Annotated in this window: 27 protein-coding genes; 7 read left to right on the forward strand and 20 right to left on the reverse strand. The window is 55.8% G+C overall.

All coding sequences use genetic code 11. The features are described 5' to 3' along the window. Nucleotides 1–11: 11 nt before the first annotated feature. Nucleotides 12–1,316, forward strand: coding sequence for an L-cysteine desulfidase family protein (locus tag V6944_RS08975; RefSeq protein WP_333498707.1), 1,305 nt, complete (start codon nt 12–14; stop codon nt 1,314–1,316). 33 nt (nt 1,317–1,349) lie between these two features. Here V6944_RS08975 and V6944_RS08980 read toward each other — a convergent pair whose 3' ends face one another. Both V6944_RS08980 and V6944_RS08985 read right to left on the reverse strand, forming a co-directional pair. Next, on the reverse strand, nt 1,350–1,511 hold the full coding sequence (locus tag V6944_RS08980) for a hypothetical protein (protein WP_333498708.1): 162 nt from the start codon (nt 1,509–1,511) through the stop codon (nt 1,350–1,352). Between the two features lie 26 nt (nt 1,512–1,537). Continuing rightward, nucleotides 1,538–2,239, reverse strand: coding sequence for a pirin family protein (locus V6944_RS08985; RefSeq protein WP_333498709.1), 702 nt, complete (start codon nt 2,237–2,239; stop codon nt 1,538–1,540). A 104-nt stretch (nt 2,240–2,343) separates the two neighbouring features. On the opposite strand from V6944_RS08985, the gene V6944_RS08990 reads away from it, so the two are divergent. Then, the gene (locus V6944_RS08990) at nt 2,344–3,240 is read left to right on the forward strand and encodes a LysR family transcriptional regulator (protein WP_185667865.1); all 897 of its coding nucleotides are present in this window, start codon (nt 2,344–2,346) and stop codon (nt 3,238–3,240) included. A 64-nt stretch (nt 3,241–3,304) separates the two neighbouring features. On the opposite strand, the gene V6944_RS08995 is transcribed toward V6944_RS08990, so the two are convergent. From V6944_RS08995 to V6944_RS09045, 11 genes are all read right to left on the reverse strand, one after another. Continuing rightward, on the reverse strand, nt 3,305–3,670 hold the full coding sequence (locus tag V6944_RS08995) for a DUF805 domain-containing protein (protein ID WP_333498710.1): 366 nt from the start codon (nt 3,668–3,670) through the stop codon (nt 3,305–3,307). 129 nt (nt 3,671–3,799) lie between these two features. Then, nucleotides 3,800–4,786 (reverse strand): glutathione S-transferase family protein, encoded by a 987-nt coding sequence (locus tag V6944_RS09000; RefSeq protein WP_333498711.1) that lies wholly within the window; start codon nt 4,784–4,786, stop codon nt 3,800–3,802. A gap of 70 nt (nt 4,787–4,856) precedes the next feature. Next, nucleotides 4,857–5,249 carry a DoxX family protein gene (locus tag V6944_RS09005; protein WP_064542109.1) on the reverse strand — a complete coding sequence of 131 codons (393 nt, stop codon included), beginning with the start codon at nt 5,247–5,249 and terminating at the stop codon, nt 4,857–4,859. 191 nt (nt 5,250–5,440) lie between these two features. After that, nucleotides 5,441–5,731 carry a YqjK-like family protein gene (locus tag V6944_RS09010; RefSeq protein ID WP_333496216.1) on the reverse strand — a complete coding sequence of 97 codons (291 nt, stop codon included), beginning with the start codon at nt 5,729–5,731 and terminating at the stop codon, nt 5,441–5,443. Beyond that, a complete protein-coding gene (locus V6944_RS09015; protein ID WP_333498712.1) occupies nt 5,728–6,126 on the reverse strand; it encodes a phage holin family protein in 399 nt (132 codons plus the stop codon). Before V6944_RS09015 ends, V6944_RS09010 begins: the two co-directional genes overlap by 4 nt. 2 nt (nt 6,127–6,128) lie before the next feature. Beyond that, nucleotides 6,129–6,434, reverse strand: a complete 306-nt coding sequence (locus V6944_RS09020) for a DUF883 family protein (RefSeq protein ID WP_185667870.1) — start codon at nt 6,432–6,434, stop codon at nt 6,129–6,131. A gap of 26 nt (nt 6,435–6,460) precedes the next feature. Further along, complete coding sequence (locus V6944_RS09025; protein ID WP_333498713.1) at nt 6,461–6,829, reverse strand: DUF1090 domain-containing protein; 369 nt, start codon at nt 6,827–6,829, stop codon at nt 6,461–6,463. 147 nt (nt 6,830–6,976) lie between these two features. Further along, nucleotides 6,977–7,357 (reverse strand): EnvZ/OmpR regulon moderator MzrA, encoded by a 381-nt coding sequence (gene mzrA, locus V6944_RS09030; RefSeq protein WP_333498714.1) that lies wholly within the window; start codon nt 7,355–7,357, stop codon nt 6,977–6,979. A gap of 2 nt (nt 7,358–7,359) precedes the next feature. Beyond that, nucleotides 7,360–8,022 (reverse strand): DedA family general envelope maintenance protein YqjA, encoded by a 663-nt coding sequence (yqjA, locus tag V6944_RS09035; RefSeq protein ID WP_333496213.1) that lies wholly within the window; start codon nt 8,020–8,022, stop codon nt 7,360–7,362. Between the two features lie 306 nt (nt 8,023–8,328). Then, entirely contained in the window at nt 8,329–9,105 is a 777-nt protein-coding gene (gene exuR / locus V6944_RS09040) for a transcriptional regulator ExuR (RefSeq protein WP_333496212.1), read from the reverse strand. A gap of 129 nt (nt 9,106–9,234) precedes the next feature. After that, nucleotides 9,235–10,539 carry an MFS transporter gene (locus V6944_RS09045; protein ID WP_333498715.1) on the reverse strand — a complete coding sequence of 435 codons (1,305 nt, stop codon included), beginning with the start codon at nt 10,537–10,539 and terminating at the stop codon, nt 9,235–9,237. A gap of 476 nt (nt 10,540–11,015) precedes the next feature. Between V6944_RS09045 and uxaC the strand changes: the two genes are divergently transcribed. From uxaC to V6944_RS09060, 3 genes are all read left to right on the forward strand, one after another. Then, complete coding sequence (gene uxaC / locus V6944_RS09050) at nt 11,016–12,428, forward strand: glucuronate isomerase (protein WP_333498716.1); 1,413 nt, start codon at nt 11,016–11,018, stop codon at nt 12,426–12,428. A 14-nt stretch (nt 12,429–12,442) separates the two neighbouring features. After that, on the forward strand, nt 12,443–13,930 hold the full coding sequence (locus V6944_RS09055; protein WP_333498717.1) for a UxaA family hydrolase: 1,488 nt from the start codon (nt 12,443–12,445) through the stop codon (nt 13,928–13,930). A gap of 81 nt (nt 13,931–14,011) precedes the next feature. Beyond that, nucleotides 14,012–14,563, forward strand: a complete 552-nt coding sequence (locus tag V6944_RS09060) for a YgjV family protein (RefSeq protein ID WP_333498718.1) — start codon at nt 14,012–14,014, stop codon at nt 14,561–14,563. A 20-nt stretch (nt 14,564–14,583) separates the two neighbouring features. Here the strand turns inward: V6944_RS09060 and sstT are convergent, their stop codons facing one another. The 4 genes from sstT to V6944_RS09080 form a co-directional block, all read right to left on the reverse strand. Continuing rightward, nucleotides 14,584–15,831, reverse strand: coding sequence for a serine/threonine transporter SstT (gene sstT, locus V6944_RS09065; RefSeq protein WP_333498719.1), 1,248 nt, complete (start codon nt 15,829–15,831; stop codon nt 14,584–14,586). Nucleotides 15,832–16,117: 286 nt separating this feature from the next. After that, the gene (locus V6944_RS09070) at nt 16,118–17,086 is read right to left on the reverse strand and encodes a TerC family protein (protein WP_333498720.1); all 969 of its coding nucleotides are present in this window, start codon (nt 17,084–17,086) and stop codon (nt 16,118–16,120) included. A 274-nt stretch (nt 17,087–17,360) separates the two neighbouring features. Beyond that, nucleotides 17,361–18,347, reverse strand: a complete 987-nt coding sequence (locus V6944_RS09075) for a Gfo/Idh/MocA family protein (RefSeq protein WP_185667881.1) — start codon at nt 18,345–18,347, stop codon at nt 17,361–17,363. 72 nt (nt 18,348–18,419) lie between these two features. Further along, the gene (locus tag V6944_RS09080) at nt 18,420–18,920 is read right to left on the reverse strand and encodes a M48 metallopeptidase family protein (protein WP_333498721.1); all 501 of its coding nucleotides are present in this window, start codon (nt 18,918–18,920) and stop codon (nt 18,420–18,422) included. A gap of 83 nt (nt 18,921–19,003) precedes the next feature. Here V6944_RS09080 and rlmG point away from each other — a divergent pair, with 83 nt between their 5' ends. After that, the gene (gene rlmG / locus V6944_RS09085; RefSeq protein WP_333498722.1) at nt 19,004–20,140 is read left to right on the forward strand and encodes a 23S rRNA (guanine(1835)-N(2))-methyltransferase RlmG; all 1,137 of its coding nucleotides are present in this window, start codon (nt 19,004–19,006) and stop codon (nt 20,138–20,140) included. An 88-nt stretch (nt 20,141–20,228) separates the two neighbouring features. On the opposite strand, the gene V6944_RS09090 is transcribed toward rlmG, so the two are convergent. Together V6944_RS09090 and ygjG are read right to left on the reverse strand one after the other, a co-directional pair. Continuing rightward, nucleotides 20,229–22,247 carry an NADPH-dependent 2,4-dienoyl-CoA reductase gene (locus tag V6944_RS09090; RefSeq protein WP_333498723.1) on the reverse strand — a complete coding sequence of 673 codons (2,019 nt, stop codon included), beginning with the start codon at nt 22,245–22,247 and terminating at the stop codon, nt 20,229–20,231. A 145-nt stretch (nt 22,248–22,392) separates the two neighbouring features. Then, a complete protein-coding gene (gene ygjG, locus V6944_RS09095) occupies nt 22,393–23,784 on the reverse strand; it encodes a putrescine aminotransferase (protein ID WP_220440917.1) in 1,392 nt (463 codons plus the stop codon). Nucleotides 23,785–24,149: 365 nt separating this feature from the next. Here ygjG and V6944_RS09100 point away from each other — a divergent pair, with 365 nt between their 5' ends. After that, the gene (locus tag V6944_RS09100; RefSeq protein WP_333498724.1) at nt 24,150–25,670 is read left to right on the forward strand and encodes a methyl-accepting chemotaxis protein; all 1,521 of its coding nucleotides are present in this window, start codon (nt 24,150–24,152) and stop codon (nt 25,668–25,670) included. Here the strand turns inward: V6944_RS09100 and V6944_RS09105 are convergent. Then, nucleotides 25,667–26,248, reverse strand: a complete 582-nt coding sequence (locus tag V6944_RS09105; protein ID WP_333498725.1) for a PadR family transcriptional regulator — start codon at nt 26,246–26,248, stop codon at nt 25,667–25,669. The two genes, V6944_RS09100 and V6944_RS09105, sit on opposite strands and share 4 nt — an antisense overlap. Nucleotides 26,249–26,317: the final 69 nt, after the last annotated feature.

Genomic DNA, 26,317 nt, shown 5'->3' on the forward strand with positions numbered 1-26,317 from the left:
TGGTAATGAACATGGTTGATGTATCAATGAATCCGCTCTGGGATGACATGATTCAGGCGGTAAAACAGAACGTAAAGCCCGCAATGGGCTGCACTGAACCGGTTTCACTGGCGTTGGCGAGCGCGATTGCCGCCTCGCATCTGGCGGGCAGGGTCAGCCACATCGTGGCTAAAGTGTCGCCGAACCTGATGAAAAACGGCATGGGTGTTACCGTGCCGGGTACGGGGATGGTGGGGTTGCCGATTGCCGCCGCGCTGGGTGCGCTGGGCGGCGACGCGCAGGCCGGGCTGGAAGTGCTGAAGGGCGCGTCGGTGGAGGACATTACGGCGGCCAAGGTTCTGCTGGCCAGCGGTAAAGTGTCGGTGACGATGGAAGAGCCGTGCGATGACGTGCTCTATGCCAGCGCCACGGTCTATACCCTCGACGAATCGGCGACGGTGACCATTGCCGGTGGGCATACGCGGGTGATTCGCGTAGTGAAAAATGGCGTGACGCTGCTGGATGCTAGCAATTGCGAAGGCGCAGAAGAAGAGCAGACGGTATCCCTTGAGAGCGTCACTCTGGAGCAGGTCGTTGAGTTTGCCGAGCAGGTGCCGTTTGAAAAGATAAGCTTTATCCTCGATGCCGCCCTGCTGAACAGCGCGCTCTCCCATGAAGGGCTGCGTGCGCCGTACGGCCTGCATATTGGGGCGACCCTGCAACGCCAGCGGGAGCGTGGGCTACTGGCAAAAGATCTGCTGACCGACATCATGATCCGCACCTCGGCGGCGTCGGATGCGCGTATGGGCGGCGCTTGCCTGCCGGCAATGAGCAACTCAGGCTCTGGCAATCAGGGCATTGCTGCAACTATGCCGGTGGTGGTAGTGGCGGAGCATCTGGGCTGCTCGCAGGAGAAAATGGCCCGTGGGCTGATTCTTTCACACCTGACGGCTATCTATATCCATCACCAGTTGCCGATGCTGTCGGCGCTTTGTGCGGCTACCACTGCCTCTATGGGGGCCGCGGCCGGTATCTGCTGGCTTATCGACGGCAGCTACCGCTGCATCTCGATGGCCATCAGCAGCATGATCGGCGACGTCAGCGGTATTATCTGCGATGGCGCGTCCAACAGCTGCGCGATGAAGGTATCAACCAGCGTGTCGTCGGCATGGAAAGCGGTGCTGATGGCGTTGGATGAAACGGCGGTAACCGGGAACGAGGGGATTGTGGCGAACGATGTGGAGCAGTCGATTAGCAACCTCTGCTCGCTGGCCTGCCACTCCATGCAGCAGACGGACAAGCAGGTGATTCAGATTATGGCGAGCAAGCTCGCGTAAAAAATAGCCCCGGTGTCTGGCCGGGGCATCTTCTCAGGCGGCGCGTTCTTCTGCCTGATGACGTTCTGCTTCACAAACAATGGCTTCCAGCTCGTTCAGCATCTCATCTAAGCCAAAGGTTTTTGGCGTACTGAGCGGCTGTGGTGCTTTAACGACGACGGCCTTGTGCTGCTTTTTGTTGTTTCGCTTACTCATTTTGTCTTCGGTGCCCCTGAAAATCGTTACACCGGTAAATCTATCAGCAAAGCGCGCAGAGGGGTATCAGCCACGAGTGTGATATTGCTCTCATCGCGGATAAATGCCCCATCACCGCAGGTCAGAGACTGTTTTTCCGCCTCGTGAGCCAGCGCGTGAACCGTGCCATGAATCGACTGCAGATAGGCACGCGGCCCGTGCAGCTGCAGGCTGACCTGCTCGCCTTTGGCAAGCTCGATATGGTGCAGCCATACCTGCTGGCGCAGCTGTAAACTATGCTGGCTGCCGTCCGGCGAGGCTAAAAGTTGGTGGTCGGTCTCTTTCAGTTTGATCTTCTGCACGCGCGAGTTCTCGCGCTCCGGGCAGGCGTCGAGCCAGATTTGCATCCGGGTTAACGGCTTGTCTTTACTCAGATTATGCTCGCTGTAGCTCACGCCTGGCTGAGTGGCAATCAGCAGCGCTTCACCGGCTTTGGCATGAATATGGTGGCCTTCGCTATCGCGGTACTCTGCTTCACCTTCCAGAATCAGATTCAGAATATCGACTTTTGGATAGGTGCGCGGCTGGAATGAGGCGCCCGGTGCGAGCACTTCCTGATTCAACACGCGCAGTGAGGCGTAGCCCAGCAGCTTCGGATCAAAGTAGTGCCCAAAAGAGAAGGTGTAGCGAGCCTGCAGCCAACCGAAGTCTGCCTGTCCGCACTGTTTCGCTGTTCTTGTGGTAATCATCTTCTTGACCCTCCTTTACACTAAAACAATGGTAAAGGTATGGACGCTGCATTGTTAGCCAGATATTCTGCCCGGTATGTTCAAATTTACTGAATGAGCACGCCATGGCTAAAGAGAGAGCACTGACGCTGGAAGCACTACGAGTAATGGACGCCATCGATAGACGCGGAAGCTTTGCCGCCGCGGCTGATGAGCTCGGACGCGTGCCTTCGGCATTAAGCTACACCATGCAAAAGCTGGAAGAAGAGCTGGACGTGGTGCTGTTTGACCGCTCGGGTCATCGAACAAAATTCACTAACGTGGGGCGCATGCTGCTGGAACGTGGGCGCGTGCTGCTGGAAGCCGCCGATAAGCTGACGACCGATGCCGAAGCGCTGGCTCGCGGCTGGGAAACCCATCTAACTATCGTGGCAGAAGCGCTGATCCCGACCTCGGCTCTGTTCCCGCTGGTGGAAAAGCTGGCAACTAAATCTAATACCCAACTGTCGATTATTACCGAAGTGCTGGCGGGGGCCTGGGAGCGCCTGGAGCAGGGGCGGGCGGATATCGTGATTGCGCCGGATATGCACTTTCGCTCATCGACGGAGATTAACTCCCGCAAGCTCTATTCGGTGATGAACGTGTATGTCGCCGCGCCGGATCACCCTATCCATCAGGAAGCCGAGCCGCTGTCGGAAGTGACGCGCGTGAAGTATCGTGGCGTGGCGATTGCTGACACCGCCCGCGAACGCCCGGTGCTGACGGTACAGCTGCTGGATAAACAGCCGCGTTTGACGGTCACGTCAATGGAAGAGAAGCGTCAGGCGCTATTAGCTGGCCTGGGCGTAGCGACCATGCCGTATCCGATGGTCGAAGAAGATATCGCACAGGGGCGCTTACGCGTGGTGAGCCCGGAATATACCAGCGAGATTGATATTATCATGGCCTGGCGTCGCGACAGCATGGGTGAAGCCAAGTCCTGGTGTCTGCGTGAGATTCAAAAGCTGTTAACCGCGAAATAAACCCTTCGCACCTCGTCCGGGCTACCTGCAACATGTAGCCCGGCCGAGCGAAGCGACGCCGGGATCAGGAAAGACGCTTCGGATCCGGTCCGAAACGGTTGTCGCCAGCTGTACCGTTCTGGCAGTTAAAGATGATGATCACAATCCAGCCAATCACCGGAATGATCAGTAGCAGCAGCCACCACGCCGAGCGATCGGTGTCGTGTAGTCGACGGAACTGTACTGCCCACCACGGAATAAAGACCAGAATGCCGTAAATGGTGGTGAGGATCCCTTCGCCGCCAGCGCGCTGCCAGCCCAGCATCTTATCCACCACGCCCAGCACGAGCGTCAAAATGACGTTCACCAGAATGAACATCCAGTACTCTTTACGACGGGCGCGGCCGCCAAACCCAATGTAATTACGTAGAACCTTGAGATACCAATCCATTTTTATGCCTCAGTTGACCATTAATCACTTGTTTTTAAAGCGATCAAGCTAAGGATAGTCGTGAATGAAAAGGCGGTAAATATTGATGGGGTGAATTAATTGGGCATCGAGGACCGATGCCCGGTGTGCTTAGCGGAAACGTGCGTCGCGGCCGTGAGGCTCGTCCAGATCCTGCCATGGCCCGATGGAGATAATCCCGGTCGGGTTAATGGTTTTGTGGCTACGGAAGTAGTGGTTGCGGATATGGTCGAAGTCGACGGTCTCAGCAATACCCGGCATCTGGTAGATATCACGCAGGAAGCCGTGCAGATTCAGATAGTCGCTGATGCGATGCTTATCGCATTTGAAGTGGGTCACGTAAACCGGATCGAAGCGGATCAATGTTGTCCACAGGCGAATGTCAGCTTCGGTGAGCTGATTACCGGTCAGGTAGCGATGCTGGCCGAGGATCGTCTCCAGACGATCCAGCGAGCTAAAGACTTTCTCCACGGCGTCATCATAGGCCGCCTGGCTGGTGGCGAAACCGGCTTTGTAGACCCCGTTGTTCACCGTGTCGTAGATCCAACTATTCAGCTCGTCAATCTGCTCGCGCAGCGCGACCGGATAGTAATCACCCGCTTTGGCGCCCAGTGCATCAAAGGCGGTGTTGAACATGCGAATGATCTCGGCAGATTCGTTGCTGACGATAGTCTGGTTCTTTTTATCCCACAGCACCGGTACGGTTACGCGCCCGGAGTAGTTGGAATCGGCATGCTGATAGAGTTGATAAAGGAACTGATGCTGATAAAGCGTATCGCCAGTGGCGGCCGGGAAATCGGCATCGAAGGTCCAACCGTTTTCCAGCATGAGCGGGTTTACGACGGAAACCGAGATAAACGGCTCCAGTCCTTTGAGCTTACGCAGGATTAGCGTGCGGTGCGCCCATGGACAGGCGAGAGAGACGTACAGGTGATAGCGATCCTTCTCGGCGGCAAAACCGCCGTTGCCGGTTGGGCCCGGCTCGCCGTCGGCGGTCAACCAGTTGCGAAATGCGGAAACTGAACGCTGGAAACGTCCACCGGTGGATTTGGTGTCATACCAGACGTCCTGCCAGACGCCATCGATCAATTGTCCCATGATGTTCTCCTCCTGATAGCAAAAGCGAGGAGATATCTCCTCGCTTTTTTATTCATTCAGTATAGTGCGCTTACCACTTTTTATTCAGCACGCGGTCGATGCTGAATGCGCCTGGACCGGTGATACCCAGCAGCAGGTAGCCGCCAGCGATGGTCAGGTTTTTCATAAACATCAGCGAGTTCATGCCTTCAGCAAAGTTGCTGTGGAAGATGAAGGCGGTCAGCAGGGTGAAGCCTGCGGTGAACAGCGCGGTGGTACGAGTCAGGAAACCGAACAGAATCGCCAGACCGCCGCCAAACTCAAGCAGAATGGTCAGTGGCAGCAGGAAACCAGGGACACCCATTGCTTCCATATACTGCTGCGTACCCGCATACCCGGTGATTTTGCCCCAGCCAGCGGTGATAAACAGAATCGGCATCAGAATACGTGCGACCAGGAAACCAATATCTTCTAATTTTTTCATCTTTCTCTCCAGAGAACCTTGCGGGCAGTTAAACCGTTTTATTGAGCGTTTACACGTTGATAGCGCGTAGCTGCTGTCGATGGAGAGAAATATAACTGTGACGTATAACAATTGTTAGCAAGGAAAACTGTTGAAGTTCTTCAAAGAATCTGAGCAACGATGTATGGCAGTGAAAAAAGCAGGGGGGAAGGCTAAACGGAGCGGCGCAGAATATTCCTGACCATGCGCCAGGTACTCCAGACGCCCAGGCCACGGCGAGCCCAGCGCACCAGAAAACGTGGATGACGTAAAGAAACCACCGCCATCGCGCTGCTGGCAACCATCACCCATGAGCGCAGGCTCACCAGGCGGTCCCAGCCGCGATCGTAGGGTTGTGTGGCCTCTAGCCAGTCGCGACGGCTGGCGCTCATATCCAGCCGTTGCTGTTGAATTTCCCGCAGCAGATACGCTTTGCGTTCCTCTCGCTCCTGACGTGGACTCATGGTTCATCCTCCTCCAGCAGGGCGCGATCGTTAGCCAGTTCGTGGCGGGTATGGCGCAGTAGGGTGGAACGGCGGGCTTTGCGCAGGGTCCATATGCCGCCAATCAGTGCAAGTAGCAGCAGCGTTGCCGTGGTGGCGGCCATCACGATAAGGCGATATTGCGGGTCGACTGCCCACATGATTAGCACCAGCAGGCTCATCAGGCCGAATGCGGTAAACAGCAGGGTAAGCCCGGCCATTAACAAGATCTGGATGAGGTTGGCTTTCTCCTCTTCCAGCTCAACGACCGCTAAGCGCAGCCGCGTTTCGACCATCTGAACCACGAGGGTAACAATGCGCTGGCCGATGCCGAGAATGTTCTTTCCCGGCCCCGGCGCGTGTTGAGATTGACTCATGCTTAGCGACGCGTCAGCAGGACGCCCAGCACCAGCCCGACAGCCGCGCCAATACCGACGCCGGTCCATGGGTTTTCACGCACGTAGCCGTCGGCTTTCGCCGCCGCTTCACGCGTTTGCTTTGTCAGCACTTCGCCCGCTTCACCCAGGCGGTCACGGCTCTCTTTGAGCGCGCTCTCTGCTTTACTGCGCAGTTTGCTCATCTCCTCTTTGGATTTGTCGGTGGAAGCATTCAGGACTTCTTCCAGGGTATCGGACAGGGCCTTCAGCTCTGCGCGTAACTGATCTGATGTCGAATCTTTAGCCATCGTATCTCTCCTTTAAGGATTTCCACTCAATATGCGCGGGATTCCAGCGCGTTAAGTTCTTTTTTGGCTTCCTGCAGCTTATGCTCGCGTTTTGCCACTTTATCCGCATCGCCTTTCTGTTCTGCTTCCTTCAGATCCTGCTCGCGCTCGCGAACTTCGTCCTTCTGTTCCGCAATTTTTTCCTGATGATCGGCGCGAAGCTTGCTGTCAGTACAGTGTGCCTGGACTTCGCTCAGCGCCTTTTTCAGGCCGTCGATACGGTGCTGATTGTTATGCTTCTCGGCATAGCCAATCTCGCGCTGAATGTCCTGCTCTTTTTCCTGACAAAGTGATGTTGCTGCTGCGCTCGCACTAAGAGACGCGAGAGTCAGAGCAAGAACGATGCGGTATTTCATGTATGAACCTTCCATTGTGCATAGTACATCGGCATGTACTTTTTCCGGTCTGCGGATAGCGCCGTTGCGTCACCCACAATACTAAGCATAGTAACTAAAATACAAGATCACCAAAGTTGGTGAAAGTATTCGGATTCCTGGAAGTGACTAACCAAATCGATGCGAGGTGTCACGAAGACGGGATAGCCAGCTTGCCGGGTCGTTATCTTCATCCTGCAGCGCAATCACGTAGACGTGCGGCAGGCTGTTATCCAGCACGCGCTTTGCCGCGGCGCTCTGTTCGCTGGATTCAAAGGTAATCAATAAGGCATCATCCTTCGGCGTGATGCTCTTAAAGCGAATGCCATTAGCATCCAGATGATGAGAAATAGAGAAGCCGTCGGGCATGCTGGCCTGATTCATTGGGCGAATGGCCAGCGTAGATTCTTCGCGTTGCAGTGCAGCCCATAGCCAAAGCATGATGCATAACATCAGCATCATGCCCAGACTCATCGCCAATCGACGTAGCAGAATGCGGTTTGCCGCCATCGTTAGCCTCGATTACCGTATTTCTTCTTCCACACGACCGCCAGTGAACCGATCAGGCCGACGACCAGCAGTACCACCGGCAGCAGCATCAGGCACGACATCAGCGCGTCTTCGTATTTCTGGAATACCGGGGTTTTACCCAGCAGATAGCCAAGGGTGGTCAGAATCAGTACCCACAGCAGGCCGCTCATCCAGTTGAAGAACTGGAAGCGCGCGTTGTTCAGGCCTGAAATTCCGGCAATGGTTGGCAGCAGGGTACGCACGAACGCGATAAAGCGACCAATCAGCAGCGCAGAGAGACCGTGCTTATGAAACAGATGGTGCGCGCGCTGGTGGTAGTGGGCTGGAAGATGCGAAAGCCAGTTCTGGACGATACGGGTATTGCCCAGCCACTTGCCCTGAATATAGCTAAGCCAGCAGCCGAGGCTGGCAGCGACGGTGAGCAGAAGGACCGTTTGCGGGAAACCCATCGCGCCTTTAGCAATCAGTACGCCGACCAGCACCAGCAGGCTATCGCCCGGTAAAAACGCGGCCGGCAGCAAACCGTTCTCAAGGAACAGGATCATAAATAAGACAAAATAGAGCATACCGATCATGGACGGATTAGCGAGGGTTTCAAAATCCTGGCTCCATAAGGCATTTAAGAGTTGGGTTAGTAGTTCCATTCACGATTCCTGGTACATCGATTAACGTAATGCCTGAACGCGCTGCGACGGTCTTCTCTGTATTTCTATTTTAATAGCATCGCGGTAAATACGCGCTGAACAGTCCCTGTTTTGGCAAAATAATCTACTGCTGAACAACAAAAAGGCAAAATGCATGCAATTGTAACAAATGGCACGGTTTTTCGTCATAGAAATTGCAATTTGTTGCAGAACGATTTTGCGGTTTCGAGCGGGGAGTGGCTAGGGGATTTACAAAGGCTTACCCACGCGAAAAGTCAGGTAAGCCTTGGGGAGCGCTAAGAACGCTTATTTGCCGCCGATAGCGACCGTATCGAGGTGAACGACCGGGTTTTCCGCAAACAGATAGCGGTCAGCATTGAACTCAAAATCATCGCTGGTTTCGTTGAACAGCATCAGCTTGGTGTTCTCCAGATGCTGCCACATGGCAATTTTTGCCGCGTGTGGATCTTTGCGAATCAGCGCTTTCAGGATCTGGTCGTGATCGTCACACCAGTTATCCACGGTGCGGGCGTCGATATGGTCGTGGAGTTTTTTCCAGTACGGGTTGTGCACGCGCTGGGTCCACATTTTTTCAACGATGGCCGCAAGCGCGGTGTTTTGCGTCGCCAGAGCAACCTGCACGTGGAACTGGAGATCCCACTGGGAGTCGCGGAAGCACTGCTCTTTGCGTGCATTTTCCTGGATCTCCATCAGCTTCATGATGTCCTGCTTGGTGACCTGGGTGGCGGCGAACTCTGCGATGTTGCTCTCAATCAGCTGACGTGCCTGCAGCAGCTCAAACGGGCCGTAGTTGGCAAACTCCAGCGTTTCGTCCGGCATCTGATGGTATTTCGGCTGATTGGAAATGACGTGAATGCCGGAGCCTTTACGGACTTCAACATACCCTTCGACTTCCAGCATAATAATCGCTTCGCGAACCACGGTGCGGCTGACGCTCTTTTCATCGGCAATAAAGCGTTCCGCAGGCAGCTTATCGCCCACAAGGTAGACGCCTTGCTCAATGCGTTCTTTTAGTTCAGCGGCCAGTTGCTGATACAAGCGACGTGAGTCGGCGATTTCCATATGCTCTCCAGGCAGGGTACGGCAGATTAAATTTGTTATACCACTTTTACGAGCAGCTAACCACATTATGACATGAAAAAAGCCGCCTGTAACAAGGCGGCTTTTGTGAAAACGGACATCCGTTACAGTTTAGTTTTGCGTCGCCTGCTGCGTAGGACGATTCGCGCCGGATTCACCATCGTCAGCCTGCTTATTCTGCAGCACGGTCCAGATAACCAGCGCCCCTAACAGGTCGAAGATAGCCAGTACGGCAAACAGCGGGCTGAAGCCGATGGTATCAGCCAGCGCACCAACGACCAGTGCAAACATGGTGCTCGCCATCCACGCCGCCATCCCGGTCAGACCGTTCGCGGTAGCCACTTCGTTACGACCGAAGACGTCAGAAGAGAGCGTAATCAGCGCGCCGGACAGAGACTGGTGAGCGAAGCCACCGAGGCACAGCAGGGCGATAGCAATGTATGGGCTGGTGAACAGACCGATCATCCCTGGGCCAATCATCAGCAGGGCGCCCATGGTGACAACCATTTTACGGGACACAATCAGGTTCACGCCAAACCAGCGCTGGAACAGCGGCGGCAGGTAACCACCCAGTACGCAGCCTACGTCAGCGAACAGCATTGGCATCCACGCAAACATGGCGATTTCTTTCAGGTCAAAGCCATAGACTTTGAACATGAACAGTGGGATCCAGGCGTTGAAGGTACCCCATGCTGGTTCAGCCAGGAAGCGCGGCAGGGCGATACCCCAGAAGCGACGGGTCTGAATGATCTGCCATGGAGACATTTTCTTCGCGTTGTTGGTCTGGTGCTGTGCTTCCTGACCACCAATGATGTACTCACGTTCTTCGTCAGTTAATTTTTTCTGATCGCGTGGGTGTTTGTAGAAGATGAGCCAGGACATTGCCCAGATGAAGCTCAACGCACCGGAGATAATGAACGCCATCTGCCAGCTGTGCATCACGATAGCCCAGACCACCAGCGGTGGCGCAATCATGCCGCCGATAGACGAACCAACGTTAAAGTAACCTACCGCGATAGAACGCTCTTTCGCCGGGAACCACTCGGAGCTCGCTTTCAGACCCGCAGGTATCATTGCCGCTTCAGCCGCACCCACCGCACCACGTGCGATGGCCAGACCGCCCCAACTGCCTGCCAGCGCAGTCGCGCCGCAGAATACAGCCCAGGCAACGGCGAAGAAGGCGTAGCCGATTTTGGTACCCAGAATGTCCAGAACGTAGCCGGCAACCGGCTGCATCACGGTGTAAGCTGCAGAGTAAGCAGCGATGATGTAAGAGTATTGCTGTGTGGAAATGTGCAGCTCAGCCATCAGAGTCGGCGCAGCTGCCGCCACGGTATTACGTGTCAGGTAGCCCAGCACGGTGCCCATCGTCACCAGTGCGATCATGTACCAACGTAACCCTTTAATTTTACGCATGTAAACCTCATCGTGTTGTTATAACTGCGAGTCCTGCAGCCATCCTCCCGTGTTGCCGGAAGATGTCATTCTCGAAGGGGCTTACCGGAGTAATACTTCCCGGTACGGCCCGAACTTGCCAGTAAGTACGCGTGCTGAATTCGGTATCCGTACCGCTCAATCAGGTGTCTCTATCGACCACGTCGACTGCATTCCGTCGTTCAATGTGTTTCGACGGGGTGCAAGATAACTTGTCATACAACTTTAAAAGGTGAATACCGTCACAAAAGAGGTATTTTCCGTACGGTTTAAGGGGTAGATAGGCTAGGCCAGGCGCGGCGCGGCCTGCAGAGGTGTTTCAGCATTTTTTCTGTCATTTTTTGTCAAGGTTTATTGATCTAACTCACGAAAAAATCTTCGGTTGAACGAAATTGGTGTGATAACTTTGACAGCATTACAGATAAACATCTGACCCACTCGTTGAGAGGAAGACGATAATGACCCCGTTCATGACTGAAGATTTTCTGTTAGACACCGAATTTGCCCGCCGTCTGTACCACGACTACGCAAAAGATCAGCCGATTTTCGACTATCACTGCCACCTGCCGCCACAGCAGGTTGCGGAAGACTATCGTTTTAAAAACCTGTATGACATCTGGCTGAAAGGCGACCACTACAAGTGGCGCGCGATGCGTACCAATGGCGTAGCGGAACGCCTGTGCACCGGCGATGCGTCTGACCGCGAGAAGTTTGACGCGTGGGCTGCTACCGTGCCGCACACCATCGGCAACCCGTTATACCACTGGACTCACCTCGAGCTGCGTCGCCCATTCGGCATCACCGGTAAACTGCTGTCACCGTCTACCGCTAGCGAAATCTGGGATGAGTGCAACGAGCTGCTGGCTCAGGACAAATTCTCCGCCCGCGGCATCATGAAGCAGATGAACGTGAAAATGGTCGGTACCACCGATGACCCGATCGATTCTCTGGAACATCATGCAGCCGTCGCGAAAGACGGTTCCTTTGACGTGAAAGTGCTGCCGAGCTGGCGCCCGGATAAAGCGTTCAACATCGAACTGGCGACCTTCAACGACTACATGGCGAAACTGGGTGAAGTGTCTGACACCGATATCCGTCGCTTTGCAGACTTGCAGACTGCGCTGACCAAGCGTCTGGATCACTTCGCCGCGCACGGCTGTAAAGTGTCTGACCACGCGCTGGACGTTGTCCTGTTTGCGGAGTCTAACGAAGCGGAACTGGATAGCATCCTGGCACGCCGTCTGGCCGGTGAAACCCTGAGCGAGCACGAAGTCGCCCAGTTCAAAACCGCCGTACTGGTCTTCCTGGGCGCTGAATACGCACGTCGCGAATGGGTACAGCAGTACCACATCGGCGCGCTGCGTAATAACAACCTGCGTCAGTTCAAACTGCTGGGTGCGGACGTCGGCTTCGACTCCATCAACGACCGCCCAATGGCGGAAGAGCTGTCTAAGCTCCTGAGCAAACAGAACGAACAGAACCTGCTGCCAAAAACCATTCTGTACTGCCTGAACCCACGCGATAACGAAGTGCTGGGCACCATGATCGGTAACTTCCAGGGTGAAGGTATGCCGGGCAAGATGCAGTTCGGTTCCGGCTGGTGGTTCAACGATCAGAAAGACGGTATGGAACGTCAGATGACTCAGCTGGCACAGCTGGGCCTGCTGAGCCGCTTCGTCGGCATGCTGACCGACAGCCGTAGCTTCCTGTCTTACACCCGTCATGAATACTTCCGTCGTATTCTTTGCCAGATGATCGGCCGTTGGGTTGCTGCGGGCGAAGCGCCTGCTGACATCCAACTGCTGGGTGAGATGGTGAAAAACATTTGCTTTAACAATGCGCGTGACTACTTCGCCATTGAACTGAACTAAAGTCTGGGGTTGGTATGCAATACATCAAGATCCATGCGCTGGATAACGTCGCGGTAGCGCTCGCTGATTTGGCCGAAGGAACCGAAGTCACCGTTGATGGGCAGGTGATTACCCTGCGTCAGGCGGTCACGCGTGGCCACAAATTCGCCTTACGCGATATTGCGAAGGGTGAAAACGTCATTAAATACGGTTTACCGATTGGTCACACGCTGGTGGATGTGGCAGCGGGCGAGCATATTCATGCTCACAACACGCGCACCAATCTCAGCGATCTGGACACGTATAGCTACCAACCTGATTTCCAGGCAGAGGTTGCCCAGCCCGTCGATCGTGACGTGCAGATCTACCGCCGCGCGAACGGTGACGTGGGCGTGCGTAACGAACTCTGGATCCTGCCGACCGTGGGCTGCGTGAACGCCATGGCTCGCCAGATGCAGAACCGTTTCCTGAAAGAGACCAACGATGCCGAAGGTATCGACGGCGTTCATCTCTTCAGCCACACCTACGGCTGTTCGCAGCTCGGCGACGATCACATCAACACCCGCACCATGCTGCAAAACATGGTGCGTCACCCGAATGCGGGTGCGGTGCTGGTGGTTGGCCTGGGTTGTGAAAACAACCAGGTCGATGCGTTCCGCGAAACCTTAGGGGAGTTCGATCCTGAACGCGTTCACTTTATGGTCTGCCAACACCAGGAAGACGAAGTGGAAGCAGGGATCGAACATCTCCATCAGCTGTACAGCGTGATGCGCAATGACAAACGCGAGCCGGGTAAACTGAGCGAGCTGAAGTTTGGTCTGGAGTGCGGCGGGTCTGATGGCCTGTCCGGCATTACCGCCAACCCGATGCTGGGTCGTTTCTCCGACTACGTGATTGCCAATGGCGGCACCACCGTGCTGACCGAAGTGCCGGAAATGTTCGGTGCCGAGCAGCTGCTGATGAGCCACTGTCGTGATGAAGAGACCTTCGGCAAGCTGGTGACCATGGTCAATGACTTTAAGCAGTACTTCATTGCCCACGACCAGCCAATCTACGAGAACCCATCGCCGGGCAACAAAGCGGGTGGTATCACCACGCTGGAAGATAAATCACTGGGCTGCACGCAGAAAGCGGGCTCCAGCAAAGTGGTTGACGTTCTGCGCTACGGTGAACGCCTGAAGACGCACGGTCTGAACCTGCTCAGCGCACCGGGTAACGATGCGGTGGCGACCAGTGCCCTGGCGGGCGCGGGCTGCCATATGGTGCTGTTCAGTACCGGTCGCGGTACCCCTTACGGTGGTTTCGTGCCGACGGTGAAAATTGCCACCAACAGCGAGCTGGCTGAGAAGAAGAAACATTGGATCGACTTCAATGCTGGCCAACTGATTCACGGTAAAGCGATGCCTCAGCTGTTGGAAGAGTTTGTTGACGTTATCGTCGACTTCGCCAACGGCAAGCAGACCTGCAACGAGCGCAATGATTTCCGCGAGCTGGCCATCTTTAAGAGTGGTGTCACGTTGTAATAAAAATGTGATCTGATACGATAAAACGGCGTTTCATTGTGTGAAGCGCCGTTTTTTTATGCTGTTTAACAAGGATCTCTCATGACGGCGTATTGGTTGGCCCAGGGCGTTGGCGTTCTGGCATTTATCATCGGTATCACTACCTTCATCAACCGCGATGAACGGCGCTTTAAGTTTCAGCTTTCCCTCTACAGCGCCACCATTGGCGTGCACTTCTTCCTGATGGGGGCGATTCCCGCCGGGATGAGCGCTGAACTGAACGTTATCCGAACCATTATTTCGGTCTACACGCGCCGGATCTGGGTGATGTTCGTCTTTATTGCGCTGACGCTGATTCTTGGGCTAAGCAAATTGCACCATGCTATGGAACTGTTGCCGATCGCCGGCACGGTGGCCAGTACCTGGGCGTTGTTCCGCTGTAAAGGGCTGACGGTACGCTGCGTGATGTGGTGTTCCACGCTTTGCTGGGTTATCCATAACTTCTGGCTTGGTTCAATTGGCGGCACGATGATTGAGGGCAGCTTCCTGGTGATGAACGGCCTGAACATCATTCGCTTCTGGCGGATGCAGCGTAAGGGGATTGACCCGTTTAAGGTCGAGAAGAAGGTGCAGGAAGAGAACCCCTCCGCCTGATGGCGAAGGGGATCAGAGCGTTAGCTACGCAGGGCGTTCTTTTCCAGGCGATCGTCTTCCGCCTGGCAAGCCGCGGCGGTAAACAGCACATCAGTTGACGAGTTGAGCGCCGTTTCGCAGGAGTCCTGCAGCACACCGATAATAAAGCCAACGGCGACGACCTGCATGGCGACGTCGTTCGGGATGCCGAACATGTTACAGGCCAGCGGGATCAGCAGCAGAGAACCGCCCGCCACCCCAGATGCCCCACAGGCGCACAGCGAAGCCACCACGCTCAGCAGCAGCGCGGTAGGTAAATCTACCGGAATCCCCAGCGTATGGACTGCCGCTAGTGTTAATACCGTAATGGTGATTGCCGCCCCGGCCATGTTAATCGTGGCGCCCAGCGGGATGGAGACGGAGTAGGTATCCCGGTCCAGATTGAGCTTTTCACACAGCGCCATATTCACCGGAATATTAGCGGCAGAGCTGCGGGTAAAGAAAGCATACACGCCGCTTTCGCGCAGACAGGCCATGACCAGCGGATACGGGTTGCGACGAATCTTCCAGAAGACCAGCAGCGGGTTTATCACCAGCGCGACCAGCAGCATACAGCCAATCAGTACCAGCAGCAGCTGCGCATAGCCCCAGAGGGTTTCAAAGCCGGTTGTGGCAAGCGTGGAGGAGACTAAACCGAAGATCCCGAGCGGCGCAAAACGGATCACCACTTTGACAATAAAGGTCACCGCATGGGAAATATCGTTGATCAGATTTTTGGTGGTGTCGTTACCGTGGCGCAGCGCAAAGCCTAAGCCCACAGCCCACACCAGAATGCCGATATAGTTGGCATTCATCAGCGCGCTGATTGGGTTTGAAACCATGCTCATCAGCAGGCCGCGCAGCACTTCCACGATGCCAGAAGGCGGAGCGATATCCTCTGCCGCGGCACTGAGGTGCAGCGTAGAAGGGAAGAGGAAACTAAAGAGTACTGCGGTCAGCGCGGCGGCAAAGGTACCCAGAAGGTAGAGAAATAGAATCGGACGGATATTGGTTTTTTGCCCTTGCTGGTGATTGGCAATGGAGGCCATGACCAGCATTAATACCAGCACCGGTGCGACGGCTTTCAGTGCGCCGACAAACAGCGTACCCAACAGGCCAGCGGCGATGGCGGCCGGTTTGGAAACGATGGCCAGCAGAATCCCCAGGATCAGCCCAACCAAAATTTGTTTAACCAGACTGCCGCTGGTTATAAAACGCAAAAAGCCGGGTGGTGCGGATGGTTTTGTCATCAATGCATTCCTTAGAGTGATGTGTGTTGCCTTTCCAGCGACGTATTATTTGTTACGTTTATGTCTGGATGTAAAAAAGTGTTTGCTCGATCGAGTATAAGGAAAGTCGTGGTTTGGGGAAGTATAAAATGCTGGAATTTACGTCACATGTCATATTATTTAACTAATGATTTACAATTTGTGACGTGATTAGCAGGATTGATGTAGCCCGGGCGAGGCGTTTCACGCCGACCCCGGGGAAGCTCGGAGCGACTCCCGGCGTCGCTTTGCTCGGCCGGGCTACGGGTTACAGCTTCTGTTTTTTCAGGTCGTTTCGGTGGTTAACCCAGGCGTTGAGAATCAGGGTGAATGCCAGGATCCCGCCGACCACGCCCAGCGATACCGAGATTGGGATATGGTAGAAATCGACGATCAGCATCTTGATACCGATAAACACCAGGATTACCGACAGCCCGTACTTCAGCATCGAGAAGCGCTCTGCCACGCCCGCCAGCAGGAAGTACATCGCACGCAGACCGAGGATCGCAAACAGGTTAGAGGTCAGTACGATAAACGGATCGGTGGTGACCGCAAAGATAGCCGGAATACTGTCGACCGCGAAGATAACGTCGCTCAACTCAACCAGAATCAGCACCAGCAGCAGCGGTGTAGCAAACAGCACGCCGTTCTTACGGGTAAAGAAGTGCTCGTTCTCGATCTTGTCGGTCATCCGCAAATGCCCGTGCAGCCAGCGCACCAGCGGTTTGTCACCAATCCCGCCTTCATCTTCCTTCGCCAGCGCCATTTTAATCCCGGTGAACAGCAGGAACGCCCCGAAAAGATACAGCAGCCATTCGAACTGGGAGATAAGCCAGCTTCCCGCGAAGATCATGATAGTACGCAGCACGATCGCGCCCAGTACGCCGTAAACCAGCACGCGGCGCTGCAGCGCCGCAGGCACCGAGAAGTAGCTGAACAGCATCAGCCAGACGAAGACGTTGTCTACCGCCAGCGATTTCTCGATCAAGTAGCCGGTGAGGAAGGCCAGCGCCTGCGGGTCTGCGACCGCGCGGCCCTGAGTTTCCGCCAGATACCACCAGAACGCGGCGTTAAACAGTAATGAGAGGGTGACCCATACCAGCGACCAGGCTGCCGCCTGTTTCATGGACATGGTGTGCGCGCCTCGACGGCCCTGCAGGAACAGGTCGATAGCGAGCATAATCACCACGACGACAGCGAATCCGCCCCACAGCAACGGTGTGCCGACTGTATTCATAGAATTTTTCCTTACGCATAAAAAAAACGGCTAACGTCAGAAGACGATAGCCGCTGCTTTTTTATGCATAGACCTCGCCTTCCGGCAAGGTCTCACTTACAACTAAAAACGAATGCGGTGGCGCATTCGTTTTCCGTTGCTCGGCGACCGGATACGGTTTTGCACGTATCGTAATGACGATCCACCGACAAGGAAGTTACTCCCCTTTGCGCGTAACAAAATATGACAAGCCATTGATTTCGTCAATGGCCTGTAACATGTGCTTTACGTTGTTTTACGCGGCAGGGACATCCGCCGGGAAAACAACGCCGGTCTGGCGACGAATTTCCGTCTGAACCTTCGCGGTGATACGGCTCACTTCAAGGGCAGGATGGTCCACTTCGTTGTTTTCGACCAGGCGCGCAAACTCCTCGGCTTCATACAGCATAGTATTAATATGCTGAGGCTGGCTGAGATCCTGCGCTTTGCTACCGCGTGGGATGAAGGAGACCTTCTGGCACTCGGAGATTTTCTCCACTACCAGCGCGCCGGCTTCGCCCTGAATTTCGCTCGGCAGGGTAGAGTCGCTGACCTTAGAGTGCTGCAACGTCACGCTGAAATCGCCGTAGTCGAGCACCGCGATACCGTGCGCATCAACGCCGCTATCCAGCAGGCTGGCAGACGCCTGTACCTGCTTCGGCTCACCCCACAGGGCTACCGCGGAGGCCAGGCAGTAAAAACCGATATCCATAATCGAGCCGTTAGAGAAGGCCGGATTAAAGGTATTTGGGTTTTCGCCGTCCAGATAGCGCTGGTAGCGTGAGGAGTACTGGCAGTAGTTGATAAACGCCTTACGTACCGGGCCAACTTTCTCCAGCGACTGCTGCAAAATCTGGAAGTTAGGCAGGCTGGCGGTCTTGAACGCTTCGAACAGCACCACCTGATTTTCCCGCGCGAGGGCAATAGCCTGCTCGACTTCATGCAGGTTGGAAGCCAGCGGCTTCTCGCAAATCACATGCTTTTTATGCTGTAAAAACAGCTTAGTCTGCGGGAAGTGGAGTGAGTTAGGGCTGGCGATATAAACCGCGTCAATGTCTTCGCTTTGCGCCATGGCATCCAGCGACGTAAACAGATGTTCGACGGGATAATCGTTGGCAAAGGTCTGCGCCTGCTCAAGGCTGCGGGAATAGACGGCGGTCAACTTGTACTTGCCGGTCTCATGCGCGGCATCGACAAACTGGCGGGTGATCCAGTTTGTCCCAATCACTGCGAAACGTATCATAAACGCCTTCTGGCTCCATAAAGGGATTCTTTCGTCAATGTAACACGCCTTTATGACATTGCCAGTGGGCGACTACGCAGATTCCTTTAACGAAAGATGCGTCAGCCACAAACGGGTATCAAACTCCAGCTGGTGGTACTGCGGCTCCATGTGGCAGCACAGTTGATAGAACGCTTTGTCGTGATCTTTTTCTTTCAGGTGCGCCAGCTCGTGCACCACGATCATCTTCAAAAAAGCCTCCGGCGCGTTGCGAAATACGGTAGCGACACGAATCTCGGCTTTGGCTTTCAGTTTGCCGCCCTGCACGCGAGACACCGCCGTGTGTAGCCCGAGCGCGTTCTTCAGCACGTGGATCTTGTTGTCGTACATCACCTTATTGATGGGCGGCGCGTTGCGCAGGAACTGGCTTTTCAGATCCTGGGTATACTGCCAGAGGGCTTTATCGGTGGCGAAATCGTGGGTGCCCGGGTAGCGTTTTTCCAGCACCGCCCCCAGACGCTGTTCAGCAATCAGCGTTCGCACTTGAGAAAGCAAATGTTCCGGGTAGCCCTGGAGGTAAGTTAGTTGGTTCATCTTTGCCCATGCCAATCATAAAAAGTGTATACTCACGCACCCTTTTCAGGGATACGCCGAAATTTTACCATTCAGGAGGGCCGATGAGCCACACAGACAACGGTTTCCGTTCACTGACACTTAAACGTTTCCCGGAGACGGACGACGTTAACCCACTGCTGGCGTGGGAAGCAGCCGATGAATATCTGCTGCAACAGCTGGACGATACTGAGATTCGCGGCCCGGTACTTATCCTGAATGATACCTTCGGTGCGCTGGCCTGCGCGCTGGCGGAACATACGCCGTACAGCATTGGCGACTCTTATTTAAGCGAGCTGGCGACGCGTGAAAACCTGCGCCACAACGACATTGCCGAGTCGAGCGTGAAATTCCTCGACAGCACCGCGGAATACCCGCAGGCGCCGGGCGTCGTGCTGATTAAGCTGCCGAAAACCATGGCGCTGCTGGAGCAGCAGCTGCGTGCGCTGCGCGACGTGGTCACGCCAGAAACGCGCATTCTCGCCGGTGCGAAAGCGCGTGATATCCATACCTCTACGCTTGAGCTGTTTGAAAAAGTGCTGGGCCCAACCACTACCACGCTTGCATGGAAAAAGGCGCGCCTGATCAACGGCACCTTCACCAAACCGGCGCTGGCTGACACCGCGCAAACCCTGAGCTGGAAGCTAGAAGGCACCGACTGGACTATCCACAACCACGCGAACGTCTTCTCCCGTACCGGGCTGGATATTGGCGCGCGCTTCTTTATGGAGCATCTGCCGGAAAACCTGGAAGGTGAGATTGTCGATCTGGGCTGCGGTAACGGCGTGCTGGGCATGACGCTGCTGGCGAAAAACCCAGAAGCCAGCGTGGTGTTTGTTGATGAATCACCGATGGCGGTTGCGTCCAGCCGCCTGAACGTGGAAACTAACCTGCCGGACGCACTGGATCGCAGCGAGTTTATGATTAACAACGCGCTCTCCGGCGTAGAACCGTTCCGCTTCAACGCGGTGTTCTGCAACCCGCCGTTCCACCAGAAGCATGCGCTGACCGATAACATCGCGTGGGAGATGTTCCACCACGCCCGCCGCTGCCTGAAAATTAACGGCGAACTGTATATCGTGGCGAACCGTCATCTGGACTATTTCCACAAACTGAAGAAGATTTTTGGTAACTGCGAAACCATCGCCACCAACAACAAGTTTGTGATCCTGAAGGCGGTGAAGTTAGGCCGTCGTCGTTAATGAGATAGAACCTTTCCCGGCGTTGCATTCGCTCGGCCGGGCTACCGTTGATGTAGCCCGGCCGAGCGAACGCGACGCCGGGGGCATGTTAAATTCCAAGCGCCAGCTTCGTCCCCTGCGCAATCGCCCGCCGAGCATCCAGTTCACTGGCCACATCACAACCACCGATAAGATGCACCGTCTTACCTGCCGCTTGTAACGGTTCCTGCAACGCACGGTTTGGCTCCTGACCGGCACAAATAATCACGTTATCGACCGCTAACACCTGCGCTTCACCGCCTATCTCAACGTGTAACCCCTCGTCGTCTATCTTCTGGTAGCTGACCGCCGGGATCATCTTCACGCCGCGTGAAAGCAGGGTGGTGCGGTGGATCCAGCCGGTGGTTTTGCCTAACCCTTCGCCCGGCTTGCTGGCTTTACGTTGCAGCATCACAATCTGCCGCGGGCTGCGGGCCAGATGCGGCCCTTCCGGGCGCAGGCCGCCCGACTGCTGCAGGCTGGTATCGATACCCCATTCCACGCAAAACTCGGCGATATTCTGGCTGGTGGGCTCGCCCGGCTGGCTTAAGTACATCGCCGTATCAAAACCGATGCCGCCACAGCCGATGATCGCCACGCGCTGCCCCACCGGTGTCTTGTCACGCAGCACGTCCAGATAGGTCAGCACTTTCGGATGATCGATGCCGTCGATCGGCGGGGTACGCGGCGCGATCCCGGTTGATAGGATCACTTCATCAAAGCTGAGAAGATCGTCGGCGCTGACGCGCTGGTTGAGCTTCAGCGTCACACCGGTGACGTCGATCATCCGGCGGTAGTAGCGCAGCGTTTCGTAAAACTCTTCTTTGCCGGGGATCTGTTTGGCGATATTAAACTGCCCGCCGATCTCCGCACTGGCGTCGAACAGCGTCACCTGATGGCCGCGCGCGGCAGCGTTGATCGCAAACGCCAGCCCCGCTGGGCCTGCGCCGACGACTGCCAGGTTTTTGCGCGTGGTCGCTGGAAGGATCGGCATTTTGGTTTCGTGACAGGCGCGGGGATTGACCAGGCATGAGGTTACCTTGCCAACAAAGATCTGATCCAGACAGGCCTGGTTGCAGCCGATACAGGTGTTGATCTCATCACTGCGTCCCGACTGAGCTTTTGACAGCAGCTCGGCATCGGCAAGGAACGGGCGGGCCATCGACACCATATCGGCATCGCCGCGTGCCAGAATATCGTCTGCCACCTGCGGATCGTTAATACGGTTAGTGGTAATCAGCGGAACGGTGACCAAACCTTTTAATTTGCGCGTCACCCAACTAAACGCGCCGCGTGGTACCGGCGTGGCGATAGTTGGGATCCGCGCTTCGTGCCAGCCGATCCCCGTGTTGATGATCGTTGCGCCCGCGGCTTCGATCGCCTGAGCGAGGCGTACGGTTTCATCAAAGGTGCCGCCGTTGTCTACCAGGTCGAGCATCGACAGGCGATAGATAATAATAAAGTCTTTCCCGACGCGCTGGCGTACGGCGCGCACCACTTCTACCGCGAAGCGCATGCGGTTGTCATAGCTGCCGCCCCATTGATCGTCGCGCTGGTTGGTGCGCGCGGCGAGAAATTCGTTAATCAGGTAACCTTCCGAGCCCATCACCTCCACGCCATCGTAGCCTGCTTCCCGCGCCAGCTGGGCGCAGTGGGCGAAGTCGTCGATAAGCCTCAGAATACCTTCGTGGGTGAGTTCGCGCGGCGTAAAGCGGTTGATGGGGGCCTGAAGTGGAGAAGGGGCCACAAGGTTTGGCTGGTAGCTGTAGCGCCCGGTATGCAGAATCTGCAGCGCAATTTTGCCCCCTTCCTGATGGACGGCGTCGGTAATGGTGCGGTGGTGCGGCAATTGGCTGACATCGTTCAGCATCGCGCCGCCCGCCATCCCTACGCCGGTAGCATCCGGAGCGATACCGCCGCTGACGATCAGCGCCACCCCGTGACGCGCGCGTTCCGCGTAGAACGCCGCCAGACGTTCGGCACCGTCGGGATACTCTTCCAGCCCGGTATGCATAGAGCCCATTAGCACACGGTTTTTCAGCTGGGTAAAACCGAGATCGAGCGGGGCAAACAGCGACGGATAGCTCATAAGGATGTCCAGTATGTAAAATTATTGTTATGTGGTCGGATGAGTTACTAATTTAGCCGTCGGCGGGAAAAAGGGAAAAAGGGAATGCGATGATTGTGATGGGATTCAAAGAACGCCCCCCCACCAAACGGTAGGGGGCGTGAGTTTACTGCTCGGTGGCAACCTGACTCTGGCTGACGCGCAGGGCCGCCAGCGCGTTACGTGCCGCCTTAAGCACCTGGTCACACTGTTCCATCGTTAAGGTTAACGGCGGTTCGATGCGGATGGTTTTGGCGTTGTTGAGCGTCCCGGCAACCAGCACGCGCTGGCGGAACATCTCGCTGGCAAAGTGATAGCCGATTTCGTTATCGACAAACTCAATGGCCATCAGCATACCTCTGCCGCGCGCTTCACGGACCAGATCCGGGTATTCGCGCGCCATGCTGCGGAAACCGTCCAGCAGAATATCGCCTTTCTGCTCCGCCTGAGCGGGCAGGTTTTCAGTCAGCAGCACGTTGATGGTCGCCAGCGCGGCCGCACAGGCCAGCGGGTTACCGCCGAAGGTGGTAGTGTGCAGGAACGGATTGTCGAACAGCACCGAGAACACCTCTTCGGTGGCGATGGTCGCGCCAATCGGCATCACGCCGCCGCCGAGCGCCTTCGCCAGGCATAAAATGTCCGGCTGAACGTTCTCATGCTCGCAGGCGAACATCTTGCCGGTGCGTCCCATGCCGGTTTGCACTTCGTCGAAGATAAGCAGTGCGCCAAACTCATCGCACAGCTTACGCACGGCGGGCAGGTAGCCCTGCGGCGGCAGAATGACGCCCCCTTCACCCTGGATAGGCTCAAGGATCACCGCCGCCACGTCATCGCCGGTTTTCTGGCATTCGCTCAGCATCGTGCGCATGGCGTCGAGATTACCGAACGGCACGTGGCGGAAGCCCGGCAGCAGCGGCATAAACGGCTTGCGGAACGTTGACTTGGCGGTGGCCGACAGCGCCCCAAGCGATTTGCCATGGAACGCGCCGCTGGTGGCGATAAAGGTGAACTTGCCGCGCGGCGACTGGTAGGCTTTCGCCAGCTTCAACGCCGCCTCTACCGACTCGGTGCCGCTGTTGCTAAAGAAGCTGTACTTCAGCTTACCCGGCGCCAGCGCCGCCAGCGTTTTGGCGAGCATCGCCCGTAGCGGGTCGAGGAGTTCCTGGCTGTGAAGCGGTTGTTTCGCGAGTTGATTCTGTACGGCGGAAACCACGACTGGATTACGGTGCCCCACGTTGAAAATACCAAAACCGCCCAGGCAATCGAGGAACTCCTGACCCTGGGTGTCGACAAGCGTATTTAACCCTCCCGCTTGCCACTCTACGGCTCCGTAATCCCCACCGGCAGTTACAGATTTTCGGTACTCTAAAAACCCCGGATTCACATGTTCTTTAAAGTATTCCCTGACCTCCTGGTTGAGAGCTTTCATCTCCTCATGATCAAGCGTTCGCTTTTCAATGAGATTCAGTGCGTGTGCGCTGCAGGCCAGAGCCGATGCGCTGGAAGGTAACCTGTTCAAAATGAGCTCCTGGGGATCACGTATCACACGATACTGATTTAAGTATTGCAGGGATTACGCCACCTCAGCGTTGGCGGTGAAAATCGGGATAAACGCCTGGGAAAATCGCACTTGTACAATATTTAATCGTCCAGCGAGGCGGGAGAGTGTGAAAGCGGTCACGCAGAGGTGCGTTGCGGCTGGGCATATTGCCCTACAAAAGAGCAGGTTTTGCGCCACGGCGGAGCAGCAAAGAATGACGTGGGGAAAGTAGGGCTTTTGTCGATTTTGCGATCTAACGCAAAATTAACAATTAAGGTTAATTAAATATCCTCCGATATAACAATTGTAATACATTTCTCTTTGCACCTGAAAAGGATGTTCGTATGTCTACCCTGCCCGACTTGAATTCGTCCGAATCGCTTCTGGACGACCACACCACTTTGATGTCCACCACCGATCTCAACAGCTATATCACCCACGTAAACGATGCCTTCATAAAGGTGAGCGGCTATAGTCGCCACGAGATGCTCAGCCAGCCGCACAATATGGTGCGCCATCCCGATATGCCAAAAGCCGCCTTTGCCGATATGTGGCGTACCCTGAAGCAAGGCGAGCCGTGGAGCGGCATCGTCAAAAATCGCCCGAAACACGGCGGCCATTACTGGGTGCGTGCGAACGCCATCCCCCAGGTGCGTAATGGCAAAACGATTGGCTATATGTCGATTCGCACCAAAGCCAGCGAGGAAGAGGTGGCGGCGGTTGAGCCACTGTATCAGGCGCTTCGCGAAGAACGCAGTAATAAGCGTCTCTATAAAGGTCGTGTTATCAGCAAACGCTGGTGGGGCAAGCTGTCGGCTATCCCGCTGCGCTGGCGGGTCAGAAGTATTATGCTGGGGTTCTACCTGCTGCTTGCGGTGAGCCTGCTGGCCCTGAGCGCGCCGATTCTGGCGGTGCTGGCGTCGGCGGTGATCCTCTTACTGACCACGCTGGTACTGGAGTGGCAGATTGTTCGCCCGGTGGAAAATGTGGCGCGACAGGCGCTCAGCGTGGCAACCGGAGAACGTAACAGCGTTGATCCGCTGCCGCGCAGCGATGAGCTGGGCCTAACGCTACGCGCGGTTGGCCAGCTCGGGTTGATGTGCCGCTGGTTGATAAACGATGTCTCGACGCAGGTGAATAGCGTGAGCGACGGCAGCGATGTGCTGGCGCGCGGCAATGAAGATCTGAATCAGCGTACTCAGGAAACGGTAGTGAACGTGCAGCAAACGGTGGCGACCATGAGCCAGATGGCGGCGTCGGTGCAGAATAACTCTCAGACGGCGGCGGAAGCCGATAAGCTCTCGTTGGCGGCCAGCGGCGCGGCGGCGCAGGGCGGCCAGGCGATGCACCGGGTGGTGCAGACCATGGAAGATATCGCTGACAGCACGCAGCGCATCGGTTCTATCACCACCTTGATTAACGATATCGCGTTCCAGACCAATATTCTGGCGCTGAACGCCGCCGTCGAAGCGGCGCGCGCGGGCGAGCAGGGGAGAGGGTTTGCCGTGGTCGCCGGGGAAGTTCGCCATCTGGCGAGCCGTAGCGCGACGGCGGCAAACGAAATTCGTCAGCTGATTGAGGCCAGCGCCAGCAAGGTGCAGTCAGGCTCCGAGCAGGTTCACGCTGCCGGGCGCACGATGGATGACATTGTCTCGCAGGTACAGAATGTCACCAAGCTGATTGCGCAGATTAGTCAATCTACGTCTGAACAGGCCACGGGGCTGTCTGATTTAACGCGTGCCGTGGCGAAGCTGGATGAGATCACCCAGAAAAACGCCGGACTGGTGGCGGAAAGCGCCAACGTGTCGGCGATGGTAAAACACCGCGCCAGCCGTTTACAGGATGCGGTCACCGTCCTGCATTAATCCAGCTGCGAGATCTCCAGCGCCGCGCGGTCGATAATGCCGATCACCTGCTTCAGCTGCGCGTCGCCGATCTCGCCCTGATTCACCTTCAGGTCGAGCACCGCCTTAAAGTTATCCAGCGCCCGCTTCATCTGCGGGTTTTTGCGTAGCTCATGCCCGACCATCCTGGACTTCAGCCGTGCCTGAATATGCTCCAGCGGTTCCTGATTTTCTTCCAGCGTCTGGATGCCTTCTGCGGTAATGGCGATTTTTTTACGCCCGCCGTCCTCTTCATGTACGGTAATCAGCCCCTGGTCCTGGAGCAGGTCGAGCGTCGGGTAGATAACGCCCGGGCTTGGGCTGTAGTTGCCCTGGGTTAGCGCCTCAATGGCTTTAATCAGTTCATAGCCGTGGCTGGCGTTATCCTTCAGGATGCTGAGGACCACCAGGCGCAGTTCGCCGTGGCCGAAGAAGCGCTGGCGACGTCCGCCACCGCCGTGGCCCTCACCACGCCCGCCACGATGTTCGCACTCACCGCGTTCGCCGCGATGTCCGCGACCACCACGGCCGCGATGTTCAGAATCAGAGAAAGGTCTCATGATGTTTATCCTTGTGTTGTTTAGATATATCTAACTTATATCTAAAGTTGTATCTTTAGCAATATCGAA

This window comes from Kluyvera sp. CHPC 1.2972, from assembly GCF_036759925.1.
Taxonomy (GTDB): Bacteria; Pseudomonadota; Gammaproteobacteria; order Enterobacterales; family Enterobacteriaceae; genus Kluyvera.

Bases quoted from the DNA above. Each gene is read 5' to 3' on its own strand.
- V6944_RS08975 (WP_333498707.1), top strand. From the start codon at position 12: ATGGTTGATGTATCAATGAATCCGCTCTGGGATGACATGATTCAGGCG.
- V6944_RS08980 (WP_333498708.1), bottom strand. From the start codon at position 1,511: ATGAGTAAGCGAAACAACAAAAAGCAGCACAAGGCCGTCGTCGTTAAA.
- V6944_RS08985 (WP_333498709.1), bottom strand. From the start codon at position 2,239: ATGATTACCACAAGAACAGCGAAACAGTGCGGACAGGCAGACTTCGGT.
- V6944_RS08990 (WP_185667865.1), top strand. From the start codon at position 2,344: ATGGCTAAAGAGAGAGCACTGACGCTGGAAGCACTACGAGTAATGGAC.
- V6944_RS08995 (WP_333498710.1), bottom strand. From the start codon at position 3,670: ATGGATTGGTATCTCAAGGTTCTACGTAATTACATTGGGTTTGGCGGC.
- V6944_RS09000 (WP_333498711.1), bottom strand. From the start codon at position 4,786: ATGGGACAATTGATCGATGGCGTCTGGCAGGACGTCTGGTATGACACC.
- V6944_RS09005 (WP_064542109.1), bottom strand. From the start codon at position 5,249: ATGAAAAAATTAGAAGATATTGGTTTCCTGGTCGCACGTATTCTGATG.
- V6944_RS09010 (WP_333496216.1), bottom strand. From the start codon at position 5,731: ATGAGTCCACGTCAGGAGCGAGAGGAACGCAAAGCGTATCTGCTGCGG.
- V6944_RS09015 (WP_333498712.1), bottom strand. From the start codon at position 6,126: ATGAGTCAATCTCAACACGCGCCGGGGCCGGGAAAGAACATTCTCGGC.
- V6944_RS09020 (WP_185667870.1), bottom strand. From the start codon at position 6,434: ATGGCTAAAGATTCGACATCAGATCAGTTACGCGCAGAGCTGAAGGCC.
- V6944_RS09025 (WP_333498713.1), bottom strand. From the start codon at position 6,829: ATGAAATACCGCATCGTTCTTGCTCTGACTCTCGCGTCTCTTAGTGCG.
- mzrA (WP_333498714.1), bottom strand. From the start codon at position 7,357: ATGGCGGCAAACCGCATTCTGCTACGTCGATTGGCGATGAGTCTGGGC.
- yqjA (WP_333496213.1), bottom strand. From the start codon at position 8,022: ATGGAACTACTAACCCAACTCTTAAATGCCTTATGGAGCCAGGATTTT.
- exuR (WP_333496212.1), bottom strand. From the start codon at position 9,105: ATGGAAATCGCCGACTCACGTCGCTTGTATCAGCAACTGGCCGCTGAA.
- V6944_RS09045 (WP_333498715.1), bottom strand. From the start codon at position 10,539: ATGCGTAAAATTAAAGGGTTACGTTGGTACATGATCGCACTGGTGACG.
- uxaC (WP_333498716.1), top strand. From the start codon at position 11,016: ATGACCCCGTTCATGACTGAAGATTTTCTGTTAGACACCGAATTTGCC.
- V6944_RS09055 (WP_333498717.1), top strand. From the start codon at position 12,443: ATGCAATACATCAAGATCCATGCGCTGGATAACGTCGCGGTAGCGCTC.
- V6944_RS09060 (WP_333498718.1), top strand. From the start codon at position 14,012: ATGACGGCGTATTGGTTGGCCCAGGGCGTTGGCGTTCTGGCATTTATC.
- sstT (WP_333498719.1), bottom strand. From the start codon at position 15,831: ATGACAAAACCATCCGCACCACCCGGCTTTTTGCGTTTTATAACCAGC.
- V6944_RS09070 (WP_333498720.1), bottom strand. From the start codon at position 17,086: ATGAATACAGTCGGCACACCGTTGCTGTGGGGCGGATTCGCTGTCGTC.
- V6944_RS09075 (WP_185667881.1), bottom strand. From the start codon at position 18,347: ATGATACGTTTCGCAGTGATTGGGACAAACTGGATCACCCGCCAGTTT.
- V6944_RS09080 (WP_333498721.1), bottom strand. From the start codon at position 18,920: ATGAACCAACTAACTTACCTCCAGGGCTACCCGGAACATTTGCTTTCT.
- rlmG (WP_333498722.1), top strand. From the start codon at position 19,004: ATGAGCCACACAGACAACGGTTTCCGTTCACTGACACTTAAACGTTTC.
- V6944_RS09090 (WP_333498723.1), bottom strand. From the start codon at position 22,247: ATGAGCTATCCGTCGCTGTTTGCCCCGCTCGATCTCGGTTTTACCCAG.
- V6944_RS09100 (WP_333498724.1), top strand. From the start codon at position 24,150: ATGTCTACCCTGCCCGACTTGAATTCGTCCGAATCGCTTCTGGACGAC.
- V6944_RS09105 (WP_333498725.1), bottom strand. From the start codon at position 26,248: ATGAGACCTTTCTCTGATTCTGAACATCGCGGCCGTGGTGGTCGCGGA.